The 19,548-nt window shown below is 37.6% G+C and carries 18 protein-coding genes and 1 pseudogene; 15 read left to right on the top strand and 4 right to left on the bottom strand.

Annotated elements, in window-relative coordinates; translation table 11 throughout:
- Window positions 1–15: 15 nt before the first annotated feature.
- The 3 genes from IGJ03_RS06230 to queG are packed head-to-tail and all read left to right on the top strand — an operon-like array spanning window position 16 to window position 2,668.
- The gene (locus tag IGJ03_RS06230) at window positions 16–963 is read left to right on the top strand and encodes a thymidylate synthase (RefSeq protein ID WP_002357569.1); all 948 of its coding nucleotides are present in this window, start codon (window positions 16–18) and stop codon (window positions 961–963) included.
- Window positions 964–980: 17 nt separating this feature from the next.
- Complete coding sequence (dfr, locus tag IGJ03_RS06235; protein WP_002360302.1) at window positions 981–1,475, top strand: trimethoprim-sensitive dihydrofolate reductase; 495 nt, start codon at window positions 981–983, stop codon at window positions 1,473–1,475.
- Window positions 1,476–1,498: 23 nt separating this feature from the next.
- Complete coding sequence (queG, locus tag IGJ03_RS06240; protein WP_002366694.1) at window positions 1,499–2,668, top strand: tRNA epoxyqueuosine(34) reductase QueG; 1,170 nt, start codon at window positions 1,499–1,501, stop codon at window positions 2,666–2,668.
- A gap of 13 nt (window positions 2,669–2,681) precedes the next feature.
- On the opposite strand, the gene lexA is transcribed toward queG, so the two are convergent.
- The gene (gene lexA / locus IGJ03_RS06245; protein WP_010825248.1) at window positions 2,682–3,302 is read right to left on the bottom strand and encodes a transcriptional repressor LexA; all 621 of its coding nucleotides are present in this window, start codon (window positions 3,300–3,302) and stop codon (window positions 2,682–2,684) included.
- A 150-nt stretch (window positions 3,303–3,452) separates the two neighbouring features.
- On the opposite strand from lexA, the gene IGJ03_RS06250 reads away from it, so the two are divergent.
- Together IGJ03_RS06250 and tkt are read left to right on the top strand one after the other, a co-directional pair.
- Window positions 3,453–3,695 carry a DUF896 family protein gene (locus IGJ03_RS06250; RefSeq protein ID WP_002384502.1) on the top strand — a complete coding sequence of 81 codons (243 nt, stop codon included), beginning with the start codon at window positions 3,453–3,455 and terminating at the stop codon, window positions 3,693–3,695.
- 71 nt (window positions 3,696–3,766) lie between these two features.
- On the top strand, window positions 3,767–5,761 hold the full coding sequence (gene tkt / locus IGJ03_RS06255; protein ID WP_010708181.1) for a transketolase: 1,995 nt from the start codon (window positions 3,767–3,769) through the stop codon (window positions 5,759–5,761).
- A 50-nt stretch (window positions 5,762–5,811) separates the two neighbouring features.
- Here tkt and IGJ03_RS06260 read toward each other — a convergent pair whose 3' ends face one another.
- Entirely contained in the window at window positions 5,812–7,002 is a 1,191-nt protein-coding gene (locus tag IGJ03_RS06260; RefSeq protein ID WP_375804655.1) for an MFS transporter, read from the bottom strand.
- Window positions 7,003–7,356: 354 nt separating this feature from the next.
- Between IGJ03_RS06260 and IGJ03_RS06265 the strand changes: the two genes are divergently transcribed.
- The 4 genes from IGJ03_RS06265 to IGJ03_RS06280 all read left to right on the top strand — a co-directional run bounded on the left by IGJ03_RS06265 (window position 7,357) and on the right by IGJ03_RS06280 (window position 11,598).
- A complete protein-coding gene (locus tag IGJ03_RS06265; protein ID WP_353965077.1) occupies window positions 7,357–8,217 on the top strand; it encodes a glucosaminidase domain-containing protein in 861 nt (286 codons plus the stop codon).
- Between the two features lie 228 nt (window positions 8,218–8,445).
- On the top strand, window positions 8,446–9,378 hold the full coding sequence (gene cysK, locus IGJ03_RS06270) for a cysteine synthase A (protein WP_002357561.1): 933 nt from the start codon (window positions 8,446–8,448) through the stop codon (window positions 9,376–9,378).
- 138 nt (window positions 9,379–9,516) lie between these two features.
- Window positions 9,517–9,960 (top strand): Fur family transcriptional regulator, encoded by a 444-nt coding sequence (locus IGJ03_RS06275; RefSeq protein WP_002357560.1) that lies wholly within the window; start codon window positions 9,517–9,519, stop codon window positions 9,958–9,960.
- A 297-nt stretch (window positions 9,961–10,257) separates the two neighbouring features.
- Complete coding sequence (locus IGJ03_RS06280) at window positions 10,258–11,598, top strand: NADH oxidase (RefSeq protein ID WP_002361833.1); 1,341 nt, start codon at window positions 10,258–10,260, stop codon at window positions 11,596–11,598.
- A 47-nt stretch (window positions 11,599–11,645) separates the two neighbouring features.
- Here IGJ03_RS06280 and IGJ03_RS06285 read toward each other — a convergent pair whose 3' ends face one another.
- The gene (locus tag IGJ03_RS06285) at window positions 11,646–12,254 is read right to left on the bottom strand and encodes an NUDIX hydrolase N-terminal domain-containing protein (RefSeq protein WP_002360295.1); all 609 of its coding nucleotides are present in this window, start codon (window positions 12,252–12,254) and stop codon (window positions 11,646–11,648) included.
- A 233-nt stretch (window positions 12,255–12,487) separates the two neighbouring features.
- Between IGJ03_RS06285 and IGJ03_RS06290 the strand changes: the two are divergent.
- A pseudogene (locus IGJ03_RS06290) lies at window positions 12,488–12,592 on the top strand (GNAT family N-acetyltransferase); the annotation flags it as partial.
- Window positions 12,593–12,611: 19 nt separating this feature from the next.
- A complete protein-coding gene (locus IGJ03_RS06295; RefSeq protein WP_002361836.1) occupies window positions 12,612–13,139 on the top strand; it encodes a GNAT family N-acetyltransferase in 528 nt (175 codons plus the stop codon).
- A gap of 54 nt (window positions 13,140–13,193) precedes the next feature.
- Here the strand turns inward: IGJ03_RS06295 and IGJ03_RS06300 are convergent, their stop codons facing one another.
- Complete coding sequence (locus tag IGJ03_RS06300; protein WP_002357554.1) at window positions 13,194–14,012, bottom strand: helix-turn-helix transcriptional regulator; 819 nt, start codon at window positions 14,010–14,012, stop codon at window positions 13,194–13,196.
- 136 nt (window positions 14,013–14,148) lie between these two features.
- On the opposite strand from IGJ03_RS06300, the gene IGJ03_RS06305 reads away from it, so the two are divergent.
- The 4 genes from IGJ03_RS06305 (at window position 14,149) to IGJ03_RS06320 (ending at window position 19,332) form a co-directional block, all read left to right on the top strand.
- Window positions 14,149–15,897, top strand: a complete 1,749-nt coding sequence (locus tag IGJ03_RS06305; protein ID WP_002369380.1) for an ABC transporter ATP-binding protein — start codon at window positions 14,149–14,151, stop codon at window positions 15,895–15,897.
- Window positions 15,890–17,668, top strand: a complete 1,779-nt coding sequence (locus IGJ03_RS06310) for an ABC transporter ATP-binding protein (RefSeq protein ID WP_002360293.1) — start codon at window positions 15,890–15,892, stop codon at window positions 17,666–17,668. The genes IGJ03_RS06305 and IGJ03_RS06310 overlap by 8 nt, the downstream gene beginning before the upstream one ends.
- An 88-nt stretch (window positions 17,669–17,756) precedes the next feature.
- Window positions 17,757–18,182, top strand: coding sequence for an 8-oxo-dGTP diphosphatase (locus tag IGJ03_RS06315; protein ID WP_002385906.1), 426 nt, complete (start codon window positions 17,757–17,759; stop codon window positions 18,180–18,182).
- 139 nt (window positions 18,183–18,321) lie between these two features.
- On the top strand, window positions 18,322–19,332 hold the full coding sequence (locus IGJ03_RS06320; protein WP_375804654.1) for a hypothetical protein: 1,011 nt from the start codon (window positions 18,322–18,324) through the stop codon (window positions 19,330–19,332).
- The last annotated feature ends 216 nt before the right edge of the window (window positions 19,333–19,548 follow it).

The following is a 19,548-nucleotide window of genomic DNA, read 5'->3' on the forward strand; positions in this document are numbered from 1 at the left end:
GACGGAGGGAATAAGATGGAAGAAGCATACTTAGCGCTAGGAAAAAAGATTTTAGAAGAAGGTCATTTTAAAGAAGACCGTACAGGAACTGGTACGTATAGTTTATTTGGCTATCAAATGCGTTTTGATTTGGCCAAAGGATTTCCCTTACTAACAACCAAACGAGTACCGTTTGGCTTGATTAAAAGTGAGTTATTGTGGTTTTTAAAAGGCGACACGAATATTCGCTATTTGTTAGAGCGAAATAATCATATTTGGGATGAATGGGCGTTCGAACGTTACGTAAAAAGCGCAGATTATCAAGGACCAGACATGACGGATTTTGGGCATCGTGTCTTACAAGATCCAGCGTTTGCAGAACAATACAAAGAAGAACATCAAAAGTTCTGTGACGCCATTTTAAATGATGCAGAGTTTGCAGAAAAATATGGTGAATTAGGGAATATTTATGGTGCGCAATGGCGTCACTGGGAAACCAAAGATGGTAGCTTTATTGATCAATTAGCTAATGTGATTGAAATGATTAAAACCAATCCTGATTCTCGCCGTTTAATTGTTTCCGCTTGGAATCCAGAAGATGTGCCTTCAATGGCGTTGCCGCCTTGTCACACTATGTTTCAATTTTATGTAAATGAAGGAAAATTAAGCTGTCAACTTTATCAGCGCAGTGCCGATGTTTTTTTAGGTGTTCCTTTTAACATTGCAAGCTATGCTTTATTGACGCATTTGATTGCACATGAAACAGGTTTAGAAGTGGGGGAGTTTGTACACACGCTAGGAGATGCCCACTTATATCAAAATCATGTGGAACAAATGCAAGAACAATTATCACGAGAAGTTCGTTCTTTCCCAACGCTCGTTTTGAATCCAGACAAGGCTTCTGTTTTTGATTTTGATATGGAAGATATTAAAGTAGAAGGCTATGACCCACATCCAACGATTAAAGCGCCGATTGCCGTATAAAAAAGGAGAGAGAAGCTATGTTAGCAGCTATTTGGGCCCAAGATGAACAAGGAGTGATTGGTAAAGAAGGCAAATTGCCTTGGCATTTACCCAACGACTTGAAATTTTTCAAGGAAAAAACAATTCATAATACATTGGTCTTAGGACGTGCAACTTTCGAAGGCATGGGATGTCGTCCGTTACCAAATCGAACAACGATTGTTCTTACCAGTAATCCGGATTACCAAGCTGAAGGCGTTTTGGTTATGCATTCCGTAGAGGAAATTCTTGCGTATGCTGACAAGTATGAAGGCGTGACCGTTATTGGTGGAGGTTCTGTCGTTTTTAAAGAATTGATTCCCGCATGCGATGTCTTATATCGGACGATGATTCATGAAACGTTTGAAGGCGACACTTTCTTTCCAGAAATTGACTGGTCTGTTTGGGAAAAAGTTGCCACTGTTCCCGGCGTCGTGGACGAGAAAAATCTCTATGCACATGACTATGAAACGTATCATCGAAACGATAAATAATAAAATGAAGGGAGGCATGAGCAATGCCGACATTGAAAGAAAAAATTATTCAAGAGAGTCAACGTTTAGGCATCGATAAAATCGGCTTTACTCATGCTGAACCATTTATTGAATTAGAAGATTCTCTGCATGAACAACGAGAGCGAGGATATAACTCGGGGTTTGAACATCAAAATGTGGAAGAACGAATTTACCCAGAAAAAACGTTTGAGCATCCTAAAAGTATTATCTCCATTGCTTTAGCTTATCCCACCAAAGCTCAGGAAAAAATGCCTAGAGATGAAAAGCGTGGACAATTTGCGCGAGCCTCTTGGGGAATTGATTATCATCACATTTTGCAGGATCGGTTGCAAAAATTAATTGCTTTTATTGAAGAGCAAGCTGCCACTGAAGCAGAAAAAGAACACTGGCGTTTTCGGCCGCAAGTGGATACTGGCGAATATGTTGACACCGCTGTTGCTCAGCGGGCGGGTTTAGGATTCATTGGTAAAAATGGTCTACTGATTACCGAAGAATTTGGTTCCTTTGTATATTTAGGTGAGGTGACCACCAACATTCAATTTGAACCAGATGAACCTGTTCCAAATGGTTGCGGTGATTGTACTCGTTGTATCACAGGGTGTCCTACAGGGGCTTTGTTAGGGGACGGTCGAATGAATGCTCAAAAATGTTTGTCTTATCAAACGCAAACAAAAGGCATGATGCCTGAAGAGTATCGGAAAAAAATGCGTAACGTCATTTATGGTTGCGACATTTGTCAGCTGGTTTGCCCTTATAATAAAGGAAAAGATTTTCATTTTCATGAAGAGATGGAACCAAAGATTGAAGAAGTTTATCCCAAATTGGCACCGTTATTAACTATTTCCAATAAAGAGTTTAAACAGCAATTCGGACACTTAGCAGGCTCCTGGCGTGGCAAAAAACCATTGCAACGAAATGCTTTAATTGCGTTAGCGAATTTGGGCGGCCGTGAAGCTATCCCACAAATTATTCTCTGTTTAAATGATCAGCGTCCTGTCATTCGCGGAACAGCTGCTTGGTCGTTAGGTCAGCTCGCAAAAAGAGAACCCGAGCAAAGTTTAGAAGCTTTAAATTATCTACTTTCTGTAGAAACTGAAGAAGAGGTTATCGAGGAAGCTCAAAAGGCTATTCACTTGTTAACAAGCAAAAAAGGAAGCCGCTCAACGGAGTGACTTCCTTTTTTTATTAAATATGATTGCGATATAAACCAACAACTTTACCTAAAATTGTCACGTTATCTAAAAGAATAGGCGCTAATGCATCATTTTCAGGCTGCAAGCGGATATGATCTACTTCTCGGAAGAATCGTTTACAGGTTGCTTCATCTTCATCGGTCATTGCGATTACGATGTCGCCATTATTGGCATTCGATTGCTTACGAACAATCACTTGGTCGCCATCTAGAATACCTGCGTTAATCATACTTTCTCCTCGAATCGTCAACATAAATAAAGTATTTTCTTCTGTACGTAAATCAGGAGGTAACGGGAAGAAATCTGATGCTTCTTCCACCGCTAAAATTGGTTCACCAGCAGTTACGACACCTAACATCGGAATAGTTGTCGGTTGAATTCCGATCTTTTCCAAGCCTTCTGGTGTTAATTCGATTGCTCGCGGTTTTGTTGGGTCACGTAAGATTAGACCCTTTTTTTCAAGACGAGCTAAATGTCCGTGAACGGTAGAAGTTGAGGATAAATCAACAGCCTTCCCAATTTCGCGAACGGTTGGCGGATAACCCTTTAATTCGACTTGTTCGTATATATATTTAAGTACTTCTAATTGTCTTGTTTCTGTACGTTTCGCCAAAACCCGCACCTTCTTTCAATTGATAAAATTAGTGTACCATAAAATGCGAACGAAATCAAACAAGCGTTCGTGTTTTATAAATATCAGAATATAGTTGTTTTTTTAAGGCAGTTCTTATAATATAGACAGTGAGAGTAAGGAGGGATTTTGATGTTATCGAAAGAAAAAATTGCCCGTATAAATGAATTAGCGAATAAAGCAAAAGTGGAAGAACTTAGTGCGAAAGAAAAAGTCGAACAACAAGAATTACGTAAAGAGTATTTAGAAGCATTTCGTGGAGGGATGCGTCACCATATCGAAGGAATGAAGGTCGTGGATCAAGAAGGGACCGATGTGACTCCTGAAAAACTAAAACAAATTCAACGTGAAAAAGGACTTCACAACAGAAAGTAATTGCTTTCATTGTCGAAATAAGCTACACTATGAATAAAGGTAAAAAAAACCTAAATTAGGAGATGATTTTTTTGTTTGACAAGACAGATCAATTGGGCGTTAATACAATCCGGACATTAAGTATTGAAGCCGTACAAAAAGCGAACTCAGGACATCCTGGTTTACCAATGGGTGCTGCCCCAATGGCGTATGCACTTTGGACAAAACATTTAAAGGTGAACCCAACAACTTCTAGAAACTGGGTTGATCGTGATCGCTTTGTACTTTCAGCAGGCCACGGCTCTGCAATGTTGTACAGCTTATTACATCTATCAGGATACAACGTAACAATTGACGATTTGAAAAATTTCCGTCAATGGGATAGTAAAACACCAGGGCATCCAGAAGTGCACCACACAGATGGTGTTGAAGCAACAACAGGACCTCTAGGACAAGGGATTGCTATGGCTGTTGGTATGGCAATGGCTGAAGCGCATTTAGCTGCAACTTATAATCGTGATAGTTTCCCTATTATGGATCATTACACGTACGCAATTTGTGGTGACGGCGATTTAATGGAAGGTGTTTCTCAAGAAGCAAGTTCAATGGCTGGTCATATGAAATTAGGTAAATTAATTGTCTTGTACGATTCAAATGACATCTCATTAGATGGACCAACTTCTAAAGCCTTTACTGAAAATGTTGGGGCTCGTTATGAAGCATACGGATGGCAACATATTTTAGTTAAAGACGGCAATGATTTAGATGAAATAGAGGCTGCGATTGAAGCGGCTAAAGCTGAAACAGATAAACCAACACTGATTGAAGTTAAAACAGTCATTGGTTACGGAGCACCAAAAGAAGGAACATCTTCCGTTCACGGCGCGCCAATTGGTGAAGAGGGCATTACAGCGGCTAAAGCTGTTTATGGTTGGGAATACCCTGACTTTACTGTGCCAGAGGAAGTCGCTGCTCGTTTTAAAGAAACGATGATTGACGAAGGCCAAAAAGCTGAAGAGGCTTGGAATGAGATGTTTAAGAACTATGAACATGCGCATCCAGAATTAGCCAAACAATTTAAAGAAGCTTTTGCCAACCAATTACCTGAAGGTTGGGAACAAGAATTACCTAAATATGAACTAGGAACAAGTGCCGCAAGTCGTGTAACAAGTAAAGAAACGATTCAAGCTATTTCAAAAGTTGTTCCAAGTTTCTGGGGCGGTTCAGCTGATTTATCTGCCTCAAATAATACAATGGTTGCTGCAGAAAAAGATTTCGAACCTGGTCAATACGAAGGCCGTAATATTTGGTTTGGTGTTCGCGAATTTGCAATGGCTGCAGCAATGAACGGGATTCAATTACACGGTGGTAGCCATGTTTATGGCGGGACATTCTTCGTCTTTACTGACTACTTACGTCCAGCAATCCGTTTAGCCGCTTTACAAAAAGTTCCTGTAACTTACGTCTTAACGCATGACTCTGTTGCGGTGGGTGAAGATGGGCCAACACACGAACCAATTGAGCAATTAGCAAGTGTTCGTTGCATTCCAAATGTTCATGTGATTCGTCCAGCAGACGGCAATGAAACTGTTGCTGCTTGGAAAATTGCTATGACTTCTACGGAAACACCAACTATTTTAGTTCTAAGTCGTCAAAACTTACCTGTTTTAGAAGGAACGTTAGAACACGCTTCTGATTCTGTTCAAAAAGGTGCTTATGTATTGTCACCACAAAAAGGTAAACAACCAGCAGGGATTTTAATTGCGACTGGTTCTGAAGTAAATCTAGCAGTGGAAGCACAAGCGAAATTAGCGGAAGAAGGCATCGATGTATCTGTCGTGTCAATGCCAAGTTTTGATTTGTTTGAAAAACAATCTGCTGAATATAAAGAAAGTGTGTTACCTAAAGCTGTGACAAAACGTGTGGCAATTGAAGCTGCAGCAAGTTTTGGTTGGGAACGCTATGTAGGGACGGAAGGCAAAACAATTACAATTGATCACTTCGGCGCTTCTGCACCTGGCGGTCTAGTTCTTGAAAAATTTGGCTTTACTCCTGAAAATGTGGTTAATACCTATAAATCACTATAAATAAAGATTAAAAAACCTGAATGCTTGTGATAGCATTCAGGTTTTTTGCTTCATTTCTTTTTGGGAGCAAAGAGCATAAAGTGAAAAAATAATGCGAACAATTGGAACCCAATACCAGTTAAAGTAACACCAGACCAACCATAGTTTTGCCACATTAATGTACCAATCAATGAACCCAGTGAACCGCCGATGAAATAGAAAAACATAAAGACGGTATTGTTACGATTGCTGGCTTCTTCTCCCAAATTTTGGACGCGTGTTTGATTGGCTACTTGCCCAAATTGAGTACCGATATCTAAAACAATAATTGCTAAGATTAGTAAGACCACATGTGTTCCACCTAGAAAAAGTAGGATAAAACTACCGAACTGCATCAACAGGCCAATCAAAACAATCTTCCGTTCTGGATAATAATCGGATAGACGACCAATGATGGGTGCTACGAAAGCCCCTGATAACCCAAAAGTTGCTAGAATACCGACTTCTTTCGGTCCCCAATAATAAGCTGGACTACTAACAAAGAAAATTAATGTAGACCAAAAGATTGAAAAGGTTGCAAACATAAAAAAGCCATTGACAGTTGCTTCTCTTAACAAAGGTTGCGATTTGATTAGCTTAGGAAGACTTTTCAAAGAACCTAAATAAGTTAATCGATTTGAAGTTTGAGTATGTATCACTGTTTTGGGCAATTTTAATTGGAGTAGAACGACCAATGCTAACACGAATATTACGGCGATTAAGTAGACTGTTCGCCAAGAAGCTGCACTAGCAATGAAACCCGAGATCGTTCGAGACAATAAAATTCCTGTCAATAGTCCGCCCAGCATTCGACCTGTTACTTTACCACGGTTCGCTGGTCCCGCCATGACCGCAGCATAAGGAATAATAATTTGGGCGACAATAGAGAGCAACCCAATAAAAAAAGAAGAGAGTGCAAACAGGAGAAAACTTGGTGCAAAAAATGCAGCACTTAGAGACAGCGAGGAGAGCCCAGCTACTCGAATGATTAATTTGCGGCGATCAACGACATCGCCTAATGGAACAAGAAAAAGTAAGCCTAGCGCATACCCTAATTGGGTCAGCATAGTAACAAAACCAATAGAACCAATACTGACTTGAAAGGCCTGAGCAATTTGGGTGCCAATTGGTTGAATATAATACATATTGGCGACCACGACCCCGCAAGTTAACGCTAATAAAAACGTCACTTGATTTGTTAAACCCGATTGTTGTTTCTTCATCTAACCACCTACATTTCTATGTAATTCATTTTGTAATACAACAACTACTCGGCAATAGTTGTTTTGATTACAAAAACAGACTTCTCTTATAAAGTTTGTTCAAAAAGTGACAAGTCCATTAAAAATTTTATCACAATAAATAAAGAAAAGTAAGAGGATAAATAACAAAAATCTCATCAAATTGAAAAGAAGAAGTGGTTGTTTTCACAAGTGTGAAGAGGGTTAATTAAATACAAACAAGATTTCAATTACATTACAGAAATTTTAAAACTCAAAATTTAATACGTTTATTTCTTGTTTCAATAGGAAATTAACGGTAAAATAGAAAAGTGAGACAGTGAGGAGGAAAAATGAATGAGCGAACAGTTAACAAGAAGTAGTAAACATATTCAAAAAGCTCTTAAAAAGCAAAAAGCTTATAAACGTGCTACCGCCGTTGCGGGGACTTCAATGATTTTAGCACCTGTGGTTGGTGCTGCGGTACCTGCCCAAGCAGAATCAAGCCAGCAAACATTTATTAATGAAATCGGAAATTCAGCAGCAGCCGTTGCCAATAGCAATGATATGTATGCTTCCGTCATGATTGCTCAAGCGTTGCTAGAAAGTAGTTATGGTAGTTCTGGGTTAGCATCTGCACCGAACTATAACTTGTTTGGTGTAAAAGGAAGTTATAATGGACAATCTGTTTATATGCCAACAAAAGAATATTTAGACGGACAATGGGTGACCGTCACAGCAGCATTTAGAAGTTATAATTCTTATGCGGAATCGTTCCAAGATCATGCCAATGTTATTCGTTCCACTGCTTTTGGGGATACATACCATTATTCAGGCGTTTGGAAGAGTAATACTAGCAGTTATCGCGATGCAACAGCCGCTTTAGCTGGAAGTTATGCAACTGATCCAGGCTATGCCGAAAAATTGAATTGGTTAATTGAAGCATATAATTTAACTCAATATGATTGGGGAGCACCAGTCGCTCAAACCACTAGTTATTCAGATACAACGGGAACCGTTGATACAACAATCGATACAGCGGCTTCTGCAACAGCAACAGCAGAAACTGTAGCTAGTCAAAGTTACACTGTCGCAAACGGCGACACATTGTGGGACATTGCTGCACGTTTTGGAACGACAGTTGATAATTTAATGTCACTAAATGGATTAACATTGGATTCTGTTTTATCGGTGGGTCAAACCATCCAAATCGGTTAATTTTGCAATTATTTAGTTGAAGAAGGACCTTACAAAAGCGGCAGTTTTTGTAAGGTCTTTTATCGTGAAAATAGGTAGGGCTAGCAGCAATTATTTGATGAGCATAATCCGTTTTTTTATTTAATTTTTCACAAACTAAAATTCGTTTTTCTGGTAGAAATCGTTTTTTTGAGCTATGCTTAGAGAAAGAATTATTATATTGTTTGTAAAATTGGAGGATGTAGGATTATGACTAAAGGTTATGTAAAATCAGTAACAGAGTTAATTGGTCAAAGCCCAGTTGTGAAATTAAAACGGATGGTACCAGAAGGAGCTGCAGATGTTTTTGTTAAACTAGAGTTCTTTAATCCTGGTGGCAGTGTGAAAGATCGAATTGCTTTAAGCATGATCCAACAAGCCGAAGCAGATGGTCGCCTAAAACCTGGACAAACGATTATTGAGCCGACTAGTGGTAATACAGGCATTGGGTTAGCAATGGTAGGTGCTGCGTTGGGATATCCAGTTAAGATTGTGATGCCAGATACTATGAGTATTGAACGCCGCAAATTAATGCAAGCATATGGGGCTGATCTATTATTAACCCCTGGTGCCGAAGGAATGAAAGGGGCAATTGCAAAAGCTACAGCATTAGCAGAAGAACACGGGTACTTCATGCCTTTGCAATTTAATAATCCAGCTAATCCAATGGTACATGAACAAAAAACAGGAAAAGAAATTGTTGATGTCTTTGGTAAACGTGGCTTAGATGCGTTTGTTTCTGGTGTTGGCACTGGAGGAACCGTTACAGGAGTTGGCCATGAATTGAAACGGATTTTTCCAGATATTGAAATTGTTGCAGTAGAACCAACGGAGTCGCCTGTTTTAGAAGGTGGCGAACCAGGTCCACATAAAATCCAAGGAATAGGCGCTGGTTTTGTCCCAGAAGTTTTAGACACCACCGTTTATCAAAAAGTTGCCGCTGTTTCTAGTGAAGACGCATTAGAAACTGCTCGTTTAATGGGGCCAAAAGAAGGCATCCTTGTGGGGATTTCAGCAGGGGCAGCAATTAAAGCTGCCATTGATTTGGCAGTCGAATTAGGCGCAGGCAAACGTGTCTTAGCGCTGGTTCCAGATAACGGTGAACGTTATCTTTCGACAGCTCTTTACGAATTTCCAGAATAAAAAACACGCCAAAAAACGAGCATTTCTCTTAGTTTAGTAAAATGCTCGTTTTTTCCACGAGAATCCTACAATAATTCTTGTCAATCGTAATAAGAAATAGTATTATTTAAGAAAGATAGACAGGGGAGGGATACAAAGATGGACAACGTATTGGTTAAAAATGCACTTGCTGAATTAAAAGAAGCCAATATCCGAATTACTCCGCAACGTTATGCTATCTTGGAATATTTAATCGAAAATCATACACACCCAACAGCTGATGAAATTTATCGCGCACTAGAAGATCATTTTCCAAATATGAGTGTAGCAACGGTTTACAACAATCTACGTTTATTTACTGAAATCGGTTTCGTTCAAGAAATGAGTTATGGCGATGCATCTAGTCGTTTTGATTTTAGTTCGAAGAAACATTATCACGTGATTTGTCAAAAATGTGGTAAAATCGTTGATTTTCATTATCCAGGGTTAGAGGACGTTGAAATGGCCGCTAGTAAATTAACAGGCTTCGAAATTAATGAACATCGTTTAGAATTATATGGATTATGTCCAGATTGCCAACAAGCACAACAGGAGAATGTGTAAAAAATTACATACTGTTAAAAATTTATCAAAAGATAAGTCACTTGTCTAGGCAAATTTCACAAGCGTAAGAGTTTTCACTCTTATGCTTGTTTTTTTGTGTGGTTATTGACTTTTAAATTCTTAAAAACAAAAAATTAACTAGCTATTATTAAGAATTAGCAACAGTTTGTGAATTTTTTTATATGCGATTCACAAGCATAGAACTCGAATAAGCTTGATTCCTCTGATATATTTTAAACAGACAGAGGGAGACGTCACCTCTGCAAAACAAAGATTGTGAAAGAAGGGATTTACAACATGAAAGTCGTAGTCGTAGGATGTACCCATGCTGGAACTTCAGCAGTTAAAAGTATTTTAGCAAATCACCCGGAGGCGGAAGTCACTGTATATGAAAGAAATGACAATATTTCCTTCCTATCTTGCGGAATTGCCTTGTACGTTGGAGGCGTAGTTAAAAATGCTGCTGATTTATTTTATTCAAATCCAGAAGAACTGGCTTCTTTAGGAGCAACAGTGAAGATGGAACACAATGTTGAAGAAATCAACGTGGACGACAAAACTGTTACAGCGAAAAACTTACAAACGGGCGCAACTGAGACCGTTTCTTATGATAAATTAGTGATGACAACTGGTTCTTGGCCAATTATTCCACCAATTCCAGGAATTGATGCTGAAAATATTTTATTATGTAAAAACTATTCACAAGCCAACGTGATCATCGAAAAAGCGAAAGATGCCAAACGTGTCGTTGTCGTTGGTGGCGGTTATATTGGTATTGAATTAGTAGAAGCTTTTGTAGAATCAGGTAAACAAGTCACTTTAGTCGACGGATTAGATCGCATTTTAAATAAATATTTAGATAAGCCATTCACAGATGTTCTAGAAAAAGAATTAGTTGATCGTGGCGTTAATTTAGCTTTAGGTGAAAATGTCCAACAATTCGTAGCAGATGAGCAAGGAAAAGTAGCAAAAGTCATTACACCAAGTCAAGAATTCGAAGCAGATATGGTGATTATGTGTGTTGGTTTCCGTCCAAATACAGAATTATTAAAAGATAAAGTTGACATGTTACCAAATGGTGCAATCGAAGTCAATGAGTATATGCAAACAAGCAATCCTGATATTTTTGCTGCGGGTGATAGTGCAGTTGTTCACTACAACCCAAGTCAAACAAAAAATTATATCCCATTAGCAACGAATGCTGTTCGTCAAGGTATGCTAGTAGGTCGTAATTTGACTGAACAAAAATTGGCTTATCGTGGCACACAGGGAACTTCTGGCTTATATTTATTCGGTTGGAAAATTGGTTCAACAGGTGTGACAAAAGAAAGTGCCAAATTAAACGGACTAGATGTCGAAGCAACTGTTTTCGAAGATAACTATCGTCCAGAGTTTATGCCAACAACTGAAAAAGTTCTGATGGAATTAGTCTATGAAAAAGGAACACAACGCATTGTTGGTGGTCAATTGATGTCTAAATATGATATCACACAATCTGCCAATACTTTATCATTAGCGGTCCAAAATAAAATGACTGTCGAAGATTTAGCGATTTCTGATTTCTTCTTCCAACCACATTTTGATCGCCCTTGGAACTACTTAAACTTATTAGCCCAAGCCGCTTTAGAAAATATGTAATTAATAATAGAAAAAGGATGAAGAACAGAAGCTCTTCATCCTTTTTGTTAGTCACTAAGCGCTCCAGTTGTTTGGTTCATTAATGCCATTAATTGCTCTTTCGTTGTTCGTTTGATAGAAAGAGGGGGGAGATTATCTAAAGAAAAATAAGCACAATTCGAGGTTTCAATGTTTTTTTCAAAGGGATGATTTTCTAAAATCTCACAAGAAAAGATCATTTTATAGTACTGAAATAGTTGAGGAATGTCTTTTCGTTTATCTGTATCATAAACAGCAAGCAATTCTTTTGCTGTAACGACTAAGCCAGTTTCTTCCAATACTTCTTTTTCAATATTTTCTTTAGGAGAGCAGCCAATTTCGGCATAGCCACCAGGTAATGACCATTCTTTGGTCCGTAAATCTTCAACTAATAAAAAACGATTCTCTTTTTTTATCAAACCGCGAACATCTACTTTCGGTGTTGGATAACCTTCTTCTTTAGTTAAGATTTTTTCTAAGTCGGGCAAGACAGTCGCTTCGTGTCCGGTTGCGCTGATAAGTTGTAACGTAAGTTCTCGTAGTTCTTGGTAACGTTCTTGATCAAAAGCATCTTTCCCGTAAAAAAGACCTGCATCCGCCAATGCTAGCAATCGCTTGTAGGTGTTCAGATAATCCATATACGCACGCTCCTCATAGACTTAATACGTTTAGTTTAACAGAAAAAAACAAAGGAAGGGCAGATTTAGCGAGAAAAGGAGTCGGTTTAAGGAAATAATAAAGAATAAATGACTAACTTACATTTTTAAACTACCTATGCTATTATTTAATAAAAAGGATTGTGTATACAATAATTTTGTTATGTAAACAAAGCAAAAAGATTGACGTCATTCGCTAGACAGGTTAATATCATACTATTCGTTTTTACGAATCATTGGGTTTTAAGCGCCTTGAGGTTTTTCCGACATTATGGGACGCTTGGAATCCTTGTTTAATTTTAATTAAACAGTTGATTTAATCTACAAAGGAGTTTTAGTATGTCAGTATTTATTAGAGAGTGTACCGTCGCAGACGTACCAGAATTAGAGGCCATTTGCCAAGAGACTTTTGCAGATACTTATGGAGATGGCGAAAACGAAAAGGATTTACAGGCACATTATGAGAGGAAATTTAGTCCAGCAGTTTTAGAAAGCGAAATCTTACATAAAGATTCGCAATATTTCTTTGCTTTTTATAATAATGAACTTGCAGGTTATGTGAAATTAAATCACGGTGATGCTCAGATTACCTATCAACATCCACAAGCGTTACAAGTTGAGCGCATTTATATTCGTAAATCTTTTAAGCGTTTAGGCTTAGGCAAACATTTGATTACGAAAGCAATTGAATTAGCGGAAGAAGCAGAAAAAGAGACGGTTTGGTTAGGTGTTTGGGAACATAATCATCCAGCGCAAAAATTTTATCAATCATTGGGCTTCGTCAAAACAGATGAACATGATTTTTATATGGGAAATGAACGCCATACCGATTATACAATGACGAAACAGTTAAAAGAGTCAACGTAAAGCAAAAACAAGGAAACGGACGCAATGAAGCCGACGATTCCTTGTTTTTTTATCTTAAAATTGTGAAGGGGATTTTCCATAATATTTTTTGAATAATTTACTAAAATGATAGGCATCTTCGTAACCAACCGTTTTTGCCACTTCTTTGACACTTAAGGAATCATTTTTCAGCAATTCTTTCGCATGGTTTAAGCGGATTTGAATTAAATAATTGATTGGCCCAACGCCTGTGGCCGCTTTAAAGGTTTTCGACAAATAAGTCGGGGTAACATATAACATTTCAGCTAACTGTTCCAAAGTAATTTCTTCGTCATGGTGGGTTTCCAGATAATAAATCGTATGATTGACTAAATTTCGTTTTCTTTTTTCCGTTTTCGATAGCCGAGTTTCAATTTTATTTTCTTGATCAACTGCTAAACTTCTTAAAATATAGACCAATAGTTCAATAACTAAAGCTTTAATTTGTAACGCTGATTCAACTTCTTGATGGTTTAATTCATGAACAATTTGCCAAGCTTTTTCTAAAAAAGCACCATGTAAATGACTTAAATCTAATAAAGCTGATTTATTTGGAAATACGTTTCGCGCTAAGCCTTCTAAATAGAGATTTGAAATACCAATGTGTAGTTGATGTGAGTAAGTTCCTGCTTTTTGTTGCTCACCATGTTCCGTTCGCGGATTAAAAAGAAACACTGTACCAGCAGTGGCATGGTACTGTTGCCCTTGAACAATATATTCAGATTCACCTTCTAAAAGAATAGATATTTCCAGAAATTCATGATGATGACAATTATAAGGGTGGGTCTCTTCGTTCCAAGGATCAAAGGCATATAAAATTTCAGGATTAAACGTTCGACTATTTGTGTAGTTCATAAAAAATCACTCCTACTTGTATCCGCTTTCTATACTATATTGTACATCAAAATATACAAGAATGCCCATTTCTTTTCCTATAAAAAAACAGTAATCTTATACACGTCCATAAAAACAAGAGAGAGTAGGGGAGAAAATGAATAGTTTTGAATGGATTTGGCAATATGCTAAAAAAAATAAGAATAAGTTACTGCTAGCTGTTATTTTTGTCGTTATTAACGCTATTTTAATTGTTATTATTCCATTGTTATCTGGCAGAATTGTAGACCAAGTAATCAATCAGGGGAAAACTGAAGAGCTTGTCCCAATTCTTGGGATTATGATTGGGGTGACCGTTATTCGGACAGTTGTTCGTTATAGTTATCAAGTCTTGTTTGAATCGGTCGGACAATCTGCGTTATTTGACTTAAGAAAAGATATGTATATCAAACTTCAAGAATTAGATTTTGATTTCTTTAATCATACACGTGTTGGCGACATTATGGCGCGAATGACAGGGGATACAGACGCTATCCGCCATTTCGTTTCTTGGGTCACTTATAACCTTTTAGAATGTATTTTATGGTTCATCGCAGCCGTGATTGTGATGGGGACGATCAATTGGCAATTGATGCTGGCATTAATTTTAATTACGCCTTTGATTTTTCTGTTAACACAAAAAATGTCGAAGGAATCACATCCGGTATTTTTTGAGATCCGGGAAAGTTTTTCTCGGCTAAATTCGATGGTCGAAGAAAATATTGGTGGAAATCGGGTGGTTAAAGCTTTTTCTCAAGAACCTTATGAAATTGAAAAGTTTAACAAGCACAATGAAGACTATAAAAAATGGAATATGGCTTCCGCAGATGTCTCTAAAAAATATTTACCGTGGTTAGACGGTTTTGCAGGTAGTTTAAATGTTATTGCCTTAGTTCTTGGTGGCCTCTTTGTGATTCAAGGTCGGATGACAATTGGTGATTTAGTGGCCTTTAACGGCTTTCTCTGGATGTTGAACATGCCGATGCGAATGAGTGGCTGGTTGATCAATGATGTGCAACGCTTTACGGCATCATCTATTAAAATTCGTCAGTTATTAGCAACGAAACCGAAGATTCCCATTGCTCGGGAAAAAGAAGCAGAACCGATCCAAGGCTATGTGACGTTTGATCACGTGTCCTTTCATTTTTCAGATGATCCAGAAACCCCCATTTTATCGGATGTTTCATTTTCAGCAAAACCTGGTGAAACAATTGGTATTTTAGGGGAAACTGGTTCAGGCAAAACCACTTTAGTTAACTTAATCGCTCGGTTTTACGATCCAACCAAAGGCACTGTTTATATTGATGGAAAAGATGCTAAAAGCTATTCTGTTCGTAAATTGCGAGAAAATATCTCCATGGTTATGCAAGATGTCTTTCTTTTTTCCAATACGATAGAAGATAACATTGCTTTTGGTAACACATTGGCTAACTTGGAACAAGTGCAAATGATGGCTGAAATTGCTGATGCCCATAGCTTTATTTCCAGAATGCCCGAAGGTTATGCAACAATTGTTGGTGAACGCGGCGTTGGCCTATCTGGTGGCCAAAAACAGCGGATTTCACTGGCCCGTGCTTTAACCAAAGATCCAGCAATTTTAATTTTAGATGACACAACTTCCGCTGTTGATATGGAAACAGAATCAAAAATTCAAAAAGAACTAGGTCGTTTGACGGAAAAGAAAACGACATTTATTATCGCCCACCGAATTTCTTCTGTGAGAGAGGCCAATTTAATTTTGATGATGGAAAAAGGCCGTGTGGTGGAAAGCGGTACGCATAGCGAATTAGTCGAACAAAAAGGCAAATATTTTGACGTATATCAAAAACAATTAGGTCTGACAAAGGAAGGTGAGTCGCGTGGCTAGAAATACGTTTGATGTGGATGAGACTTTAGAAAAAGAATTTAATTGGTCTCATTATAAACGATTAGGCGCCTATATTAAGCCTTACAAAAAAGCTGTTTTTAAAACATTATTTGTCATCATATTAGCTAATCTGGCAAGTATGTTAGGCCCTTACTTTACTAAAATTGCGATTGACCAAGTAATTCCACAAAAGAATCTCTCGTTACTCTTGATACTAGGGGCTATTTTCCTATTTTCCTTGGTGATTATTGGTTGGTGTATGCGTTATCGGATATATGCCATCACAGAAATTGGACAAGATATTTTAAAAGATATGCGTTTTTCAATTTTTGAGCATCTACAAAAATTACCATTTTCTTACTTTGACAGTCGGCCGCATGGAAAAATCTTAATTCGGGTGGTCAATTACATCAATACGTTAAGTGATTTATTAAGTAACGGATTGATCAATTTAATTTCTGATTTATTTAATGTGATTATCACCTTAATCTTCATGTTATTTATTGATGTGAAATTAACCTTATACAGTTTGCTGCTATTGCCTGTGTTGTTCGTGATGGTTCTATTTATCCAAGGGAAACAACGGAAAGCTTACCAAGAGCTTAGCAATAAACAATCAAACTTAAATGCCTATATTCATGAAAGTATTTCAGGAATTAAAATTACACAATCTTTTGCACGAGAAGATGAAAATTTCCAGATTTTTAACGAGGTAAGCGAAGAATATCGTCAATCCTTTATGAAAGCTGTGCGTGTCCAGTATTTATTATGGCCAGCAGTGCAAAATATATCCGTCATTACGACTTGTTTTATCTATTTCGTAGGAATCCGTCAATTAGGTGTGTCCGTTACCACTGGGACGCTAATTGCTTTTATCGGTTATATCAATAACTTTTGGAATCCAGTCATCAATATTGGTAACTTCTACAATTCTCTGATTACTGCAACTGCCTATTTGGAAAGGATTTTTGAAACGATGGATGTTGTTCCAGAAATTCAAGATGCGCCGCACGCTATTGAGTTGCCGCCAATTAAAGGAACCGTCGACTTTCAGCATGTTTATTTCCGTTATGAAGAAGGAAAAAATATTTTGACCGATGTTAGTTTTCATATTGAGCCAGGACAAACAATCGCCTTGGTTGGGCCAACAGGTGCGGGTAAAACAACAATCATCAATTTGTTAAGTCGTTTTTATGATGTGAATGAAGGGGCCGTTAAAATTGATGGTTATGATGTTCGCGATGTGACACTCCGTTCGTTAAGAAAACAAATGGGGGTAATGCTTCAAGATACGTTTATTTTTTCAGGAACGATTATTGAAAACATTCGGTACGGAAATTTAGCAGCCACAGAGGAAGAAGTCATCCAAGCCGCAAAAATTGTTCGTGCGCACGACTTTATCAAGGATTTAAAAGATGGCTATGAAACAGTTGTGGAAGAGCGGGGTAGTACACTCTCGGCAGGACAACGCCAATTAATTTCATTTGCTCGTGCTTTACTGGCAGATCCCAAAATTTTAATTTTAGACGAAGCAACCTCCAGTATTGATACAAAAACAGAAGAATTGTTACAAGAAGGACTACAACAACTTCTGAAAGGACGGACATCGTTTATTATTGCTCATCGACTTTCTACCATCAAAAATAGCGATAAAATTTTCTATATTGATGGTGGTCGTATTGTGGAAGAAGGATCTCATGATCAACTAATGGCAAAACATGCGTTATATCATCATTTATATCAATCGCAATACGACTTATTAAAGAGCTAGATGATAAAACAGAGAAAATTCTTAGTTGAATCTTTCTCTGTTTTTCTGTATCGTAACCTTAACAAAGGAAAAAATGATGAGGTGCCAAATGAATCGGAATTTTGAAGTAGAATTAACAACATTATGTATGATTAGAAATCAGAAAAATGAAATCCTTGTGCAAGAACGACAAAAAAAGGATTGGCCTGGTTGGACGTTCCCTGGCGGACATGTTGAAAAAAACGAGGGCATGGAAACAGCCATGGTTCGCGAACTCCTTGAAGAAACAGGATTAGTGCTGAAGCCACAATTAGTAGGTGTTGCAGAATGGCTGAATGATTGTTCAGGTGCGCGGGAATTAGCCACATTATTCATTGCAGAAACAGCGGATGAACTACCAGAAGAAACGGAACAACCCTTGTTTTGGGTCACTGAAAAAGAATTGCGAGAAGGTCCTTTAGCTGGCAGTTTAGCAGAACTTTTCCCAGTATTTTTTGGCGAAAAGCAATTTTATTTTAAAAATAATACAGCTTAATGATTCAAACCTAAAAGATTAAATCAATCCCATTTATTAAAAGAGAGGAAATCTAAAATTAAACATTGCTATTTATAAGCAATGTTTGCTATTCTTAATAAAAGGGAATTAATTTTTTATATAATGAGGGGGAAAAAGTGTGTTAAAAAGAAAAGTGGGGATTGTCGTAGGCGTTTTCTGTTCAGCTTTGTTACTGACAGGTTGTGGCAAAAGTGCGAAAGATGAGTTCATTCAAGGAATCGGCAATCAAAACGCACAAGAATCTGGGGTTTGGGATTTCTCTATGTCAATTAGTGACATGAAATTTTCACAAGAAGATGGTGCACAAACGAATCCTATGATCGGGATGCTCATCACGCAAATCAAAGACGCATCGCTTTCTGGGAAGATTCAAGTAGATGCCAAAAAAGAAAAAGCATTCAACTTAGAGATGAAATTAAAAGCGATGGGCATGGATGTACCGATTTCATTGGTTGGATCATTAAATAACGAGGGCAAAGAGCCAAAACTCTATTTAGCAACAGATATGATGGAATATATTGTCGCTGTCGCAGACTCAATGACTGACGGTGCTATTGATAGTTCTCAGTTAGATACAGAAAAACTAAAAGGAAAATACATTGATCTTTTAGCCATGAACGAGGAAAGCGCGAAAGAATGGCAAGATACAATTAAAGAGACTCAAGAATCTGAAGAAGACCTTAAGCAAACGATGGAAGAATACAAAGAGTTTTTAGAAGGATTAGACAAGGATACGTTCGAGAAAAAAGGGGACACCATTACCCATACGTTTACAAAAAAAGAATTACAAAAGTTAATCAAAATTACGACAGAAACATCTGAAAAAGGTAAAGAACAAGATCCTTTCGAGAAAGTCAAAGATGTTTCTGCCAAAGTTTCTGTTAATACAAAAGAAAATAAAACAAATATGTTGATTAATGTGAAACCGCAGCAAGACAAGAACGTTGATATGGGACTTGAATCATTATCTAGTAAAATTAGCATTACACAAAAAGCCAAAAAAGCGACGATTTCAATGCCTAAGAAAGAAAATATTTTATCAGAACAAGAAGTTGAAAAAATATTTTCCGATAGCACCTCTATGACAGGTCTATCGATTGAAGACACGACTGTTGCGATTAATCAATAACGCTGAATGACCAATAAAAACGGTCGCTCAAAAAAAGTAACGAAAGACCTAGCATGATTGGGATGCTAGGTCTTTTTTGAATAAAAAAACAGCATTTTAGTTTTCTTTGAATTATTGGTTGTTATTTTTGGTGGCGTAAACAGTTTAAAGTTAATAAATTCTACTGCTATTTTTAATCATTCTATTAAATAACAAATGTTTTCGAGTGTTTTTAAG

This window comes from Enterococcus sp. DIV1315a (genome assembly GCF_051712325.1).
GTDB lineage: Bacteria > Bacillota > Bacilli > Lactobacillales > Enterococcaceae > Enterococcus > Enterococcus faecalis.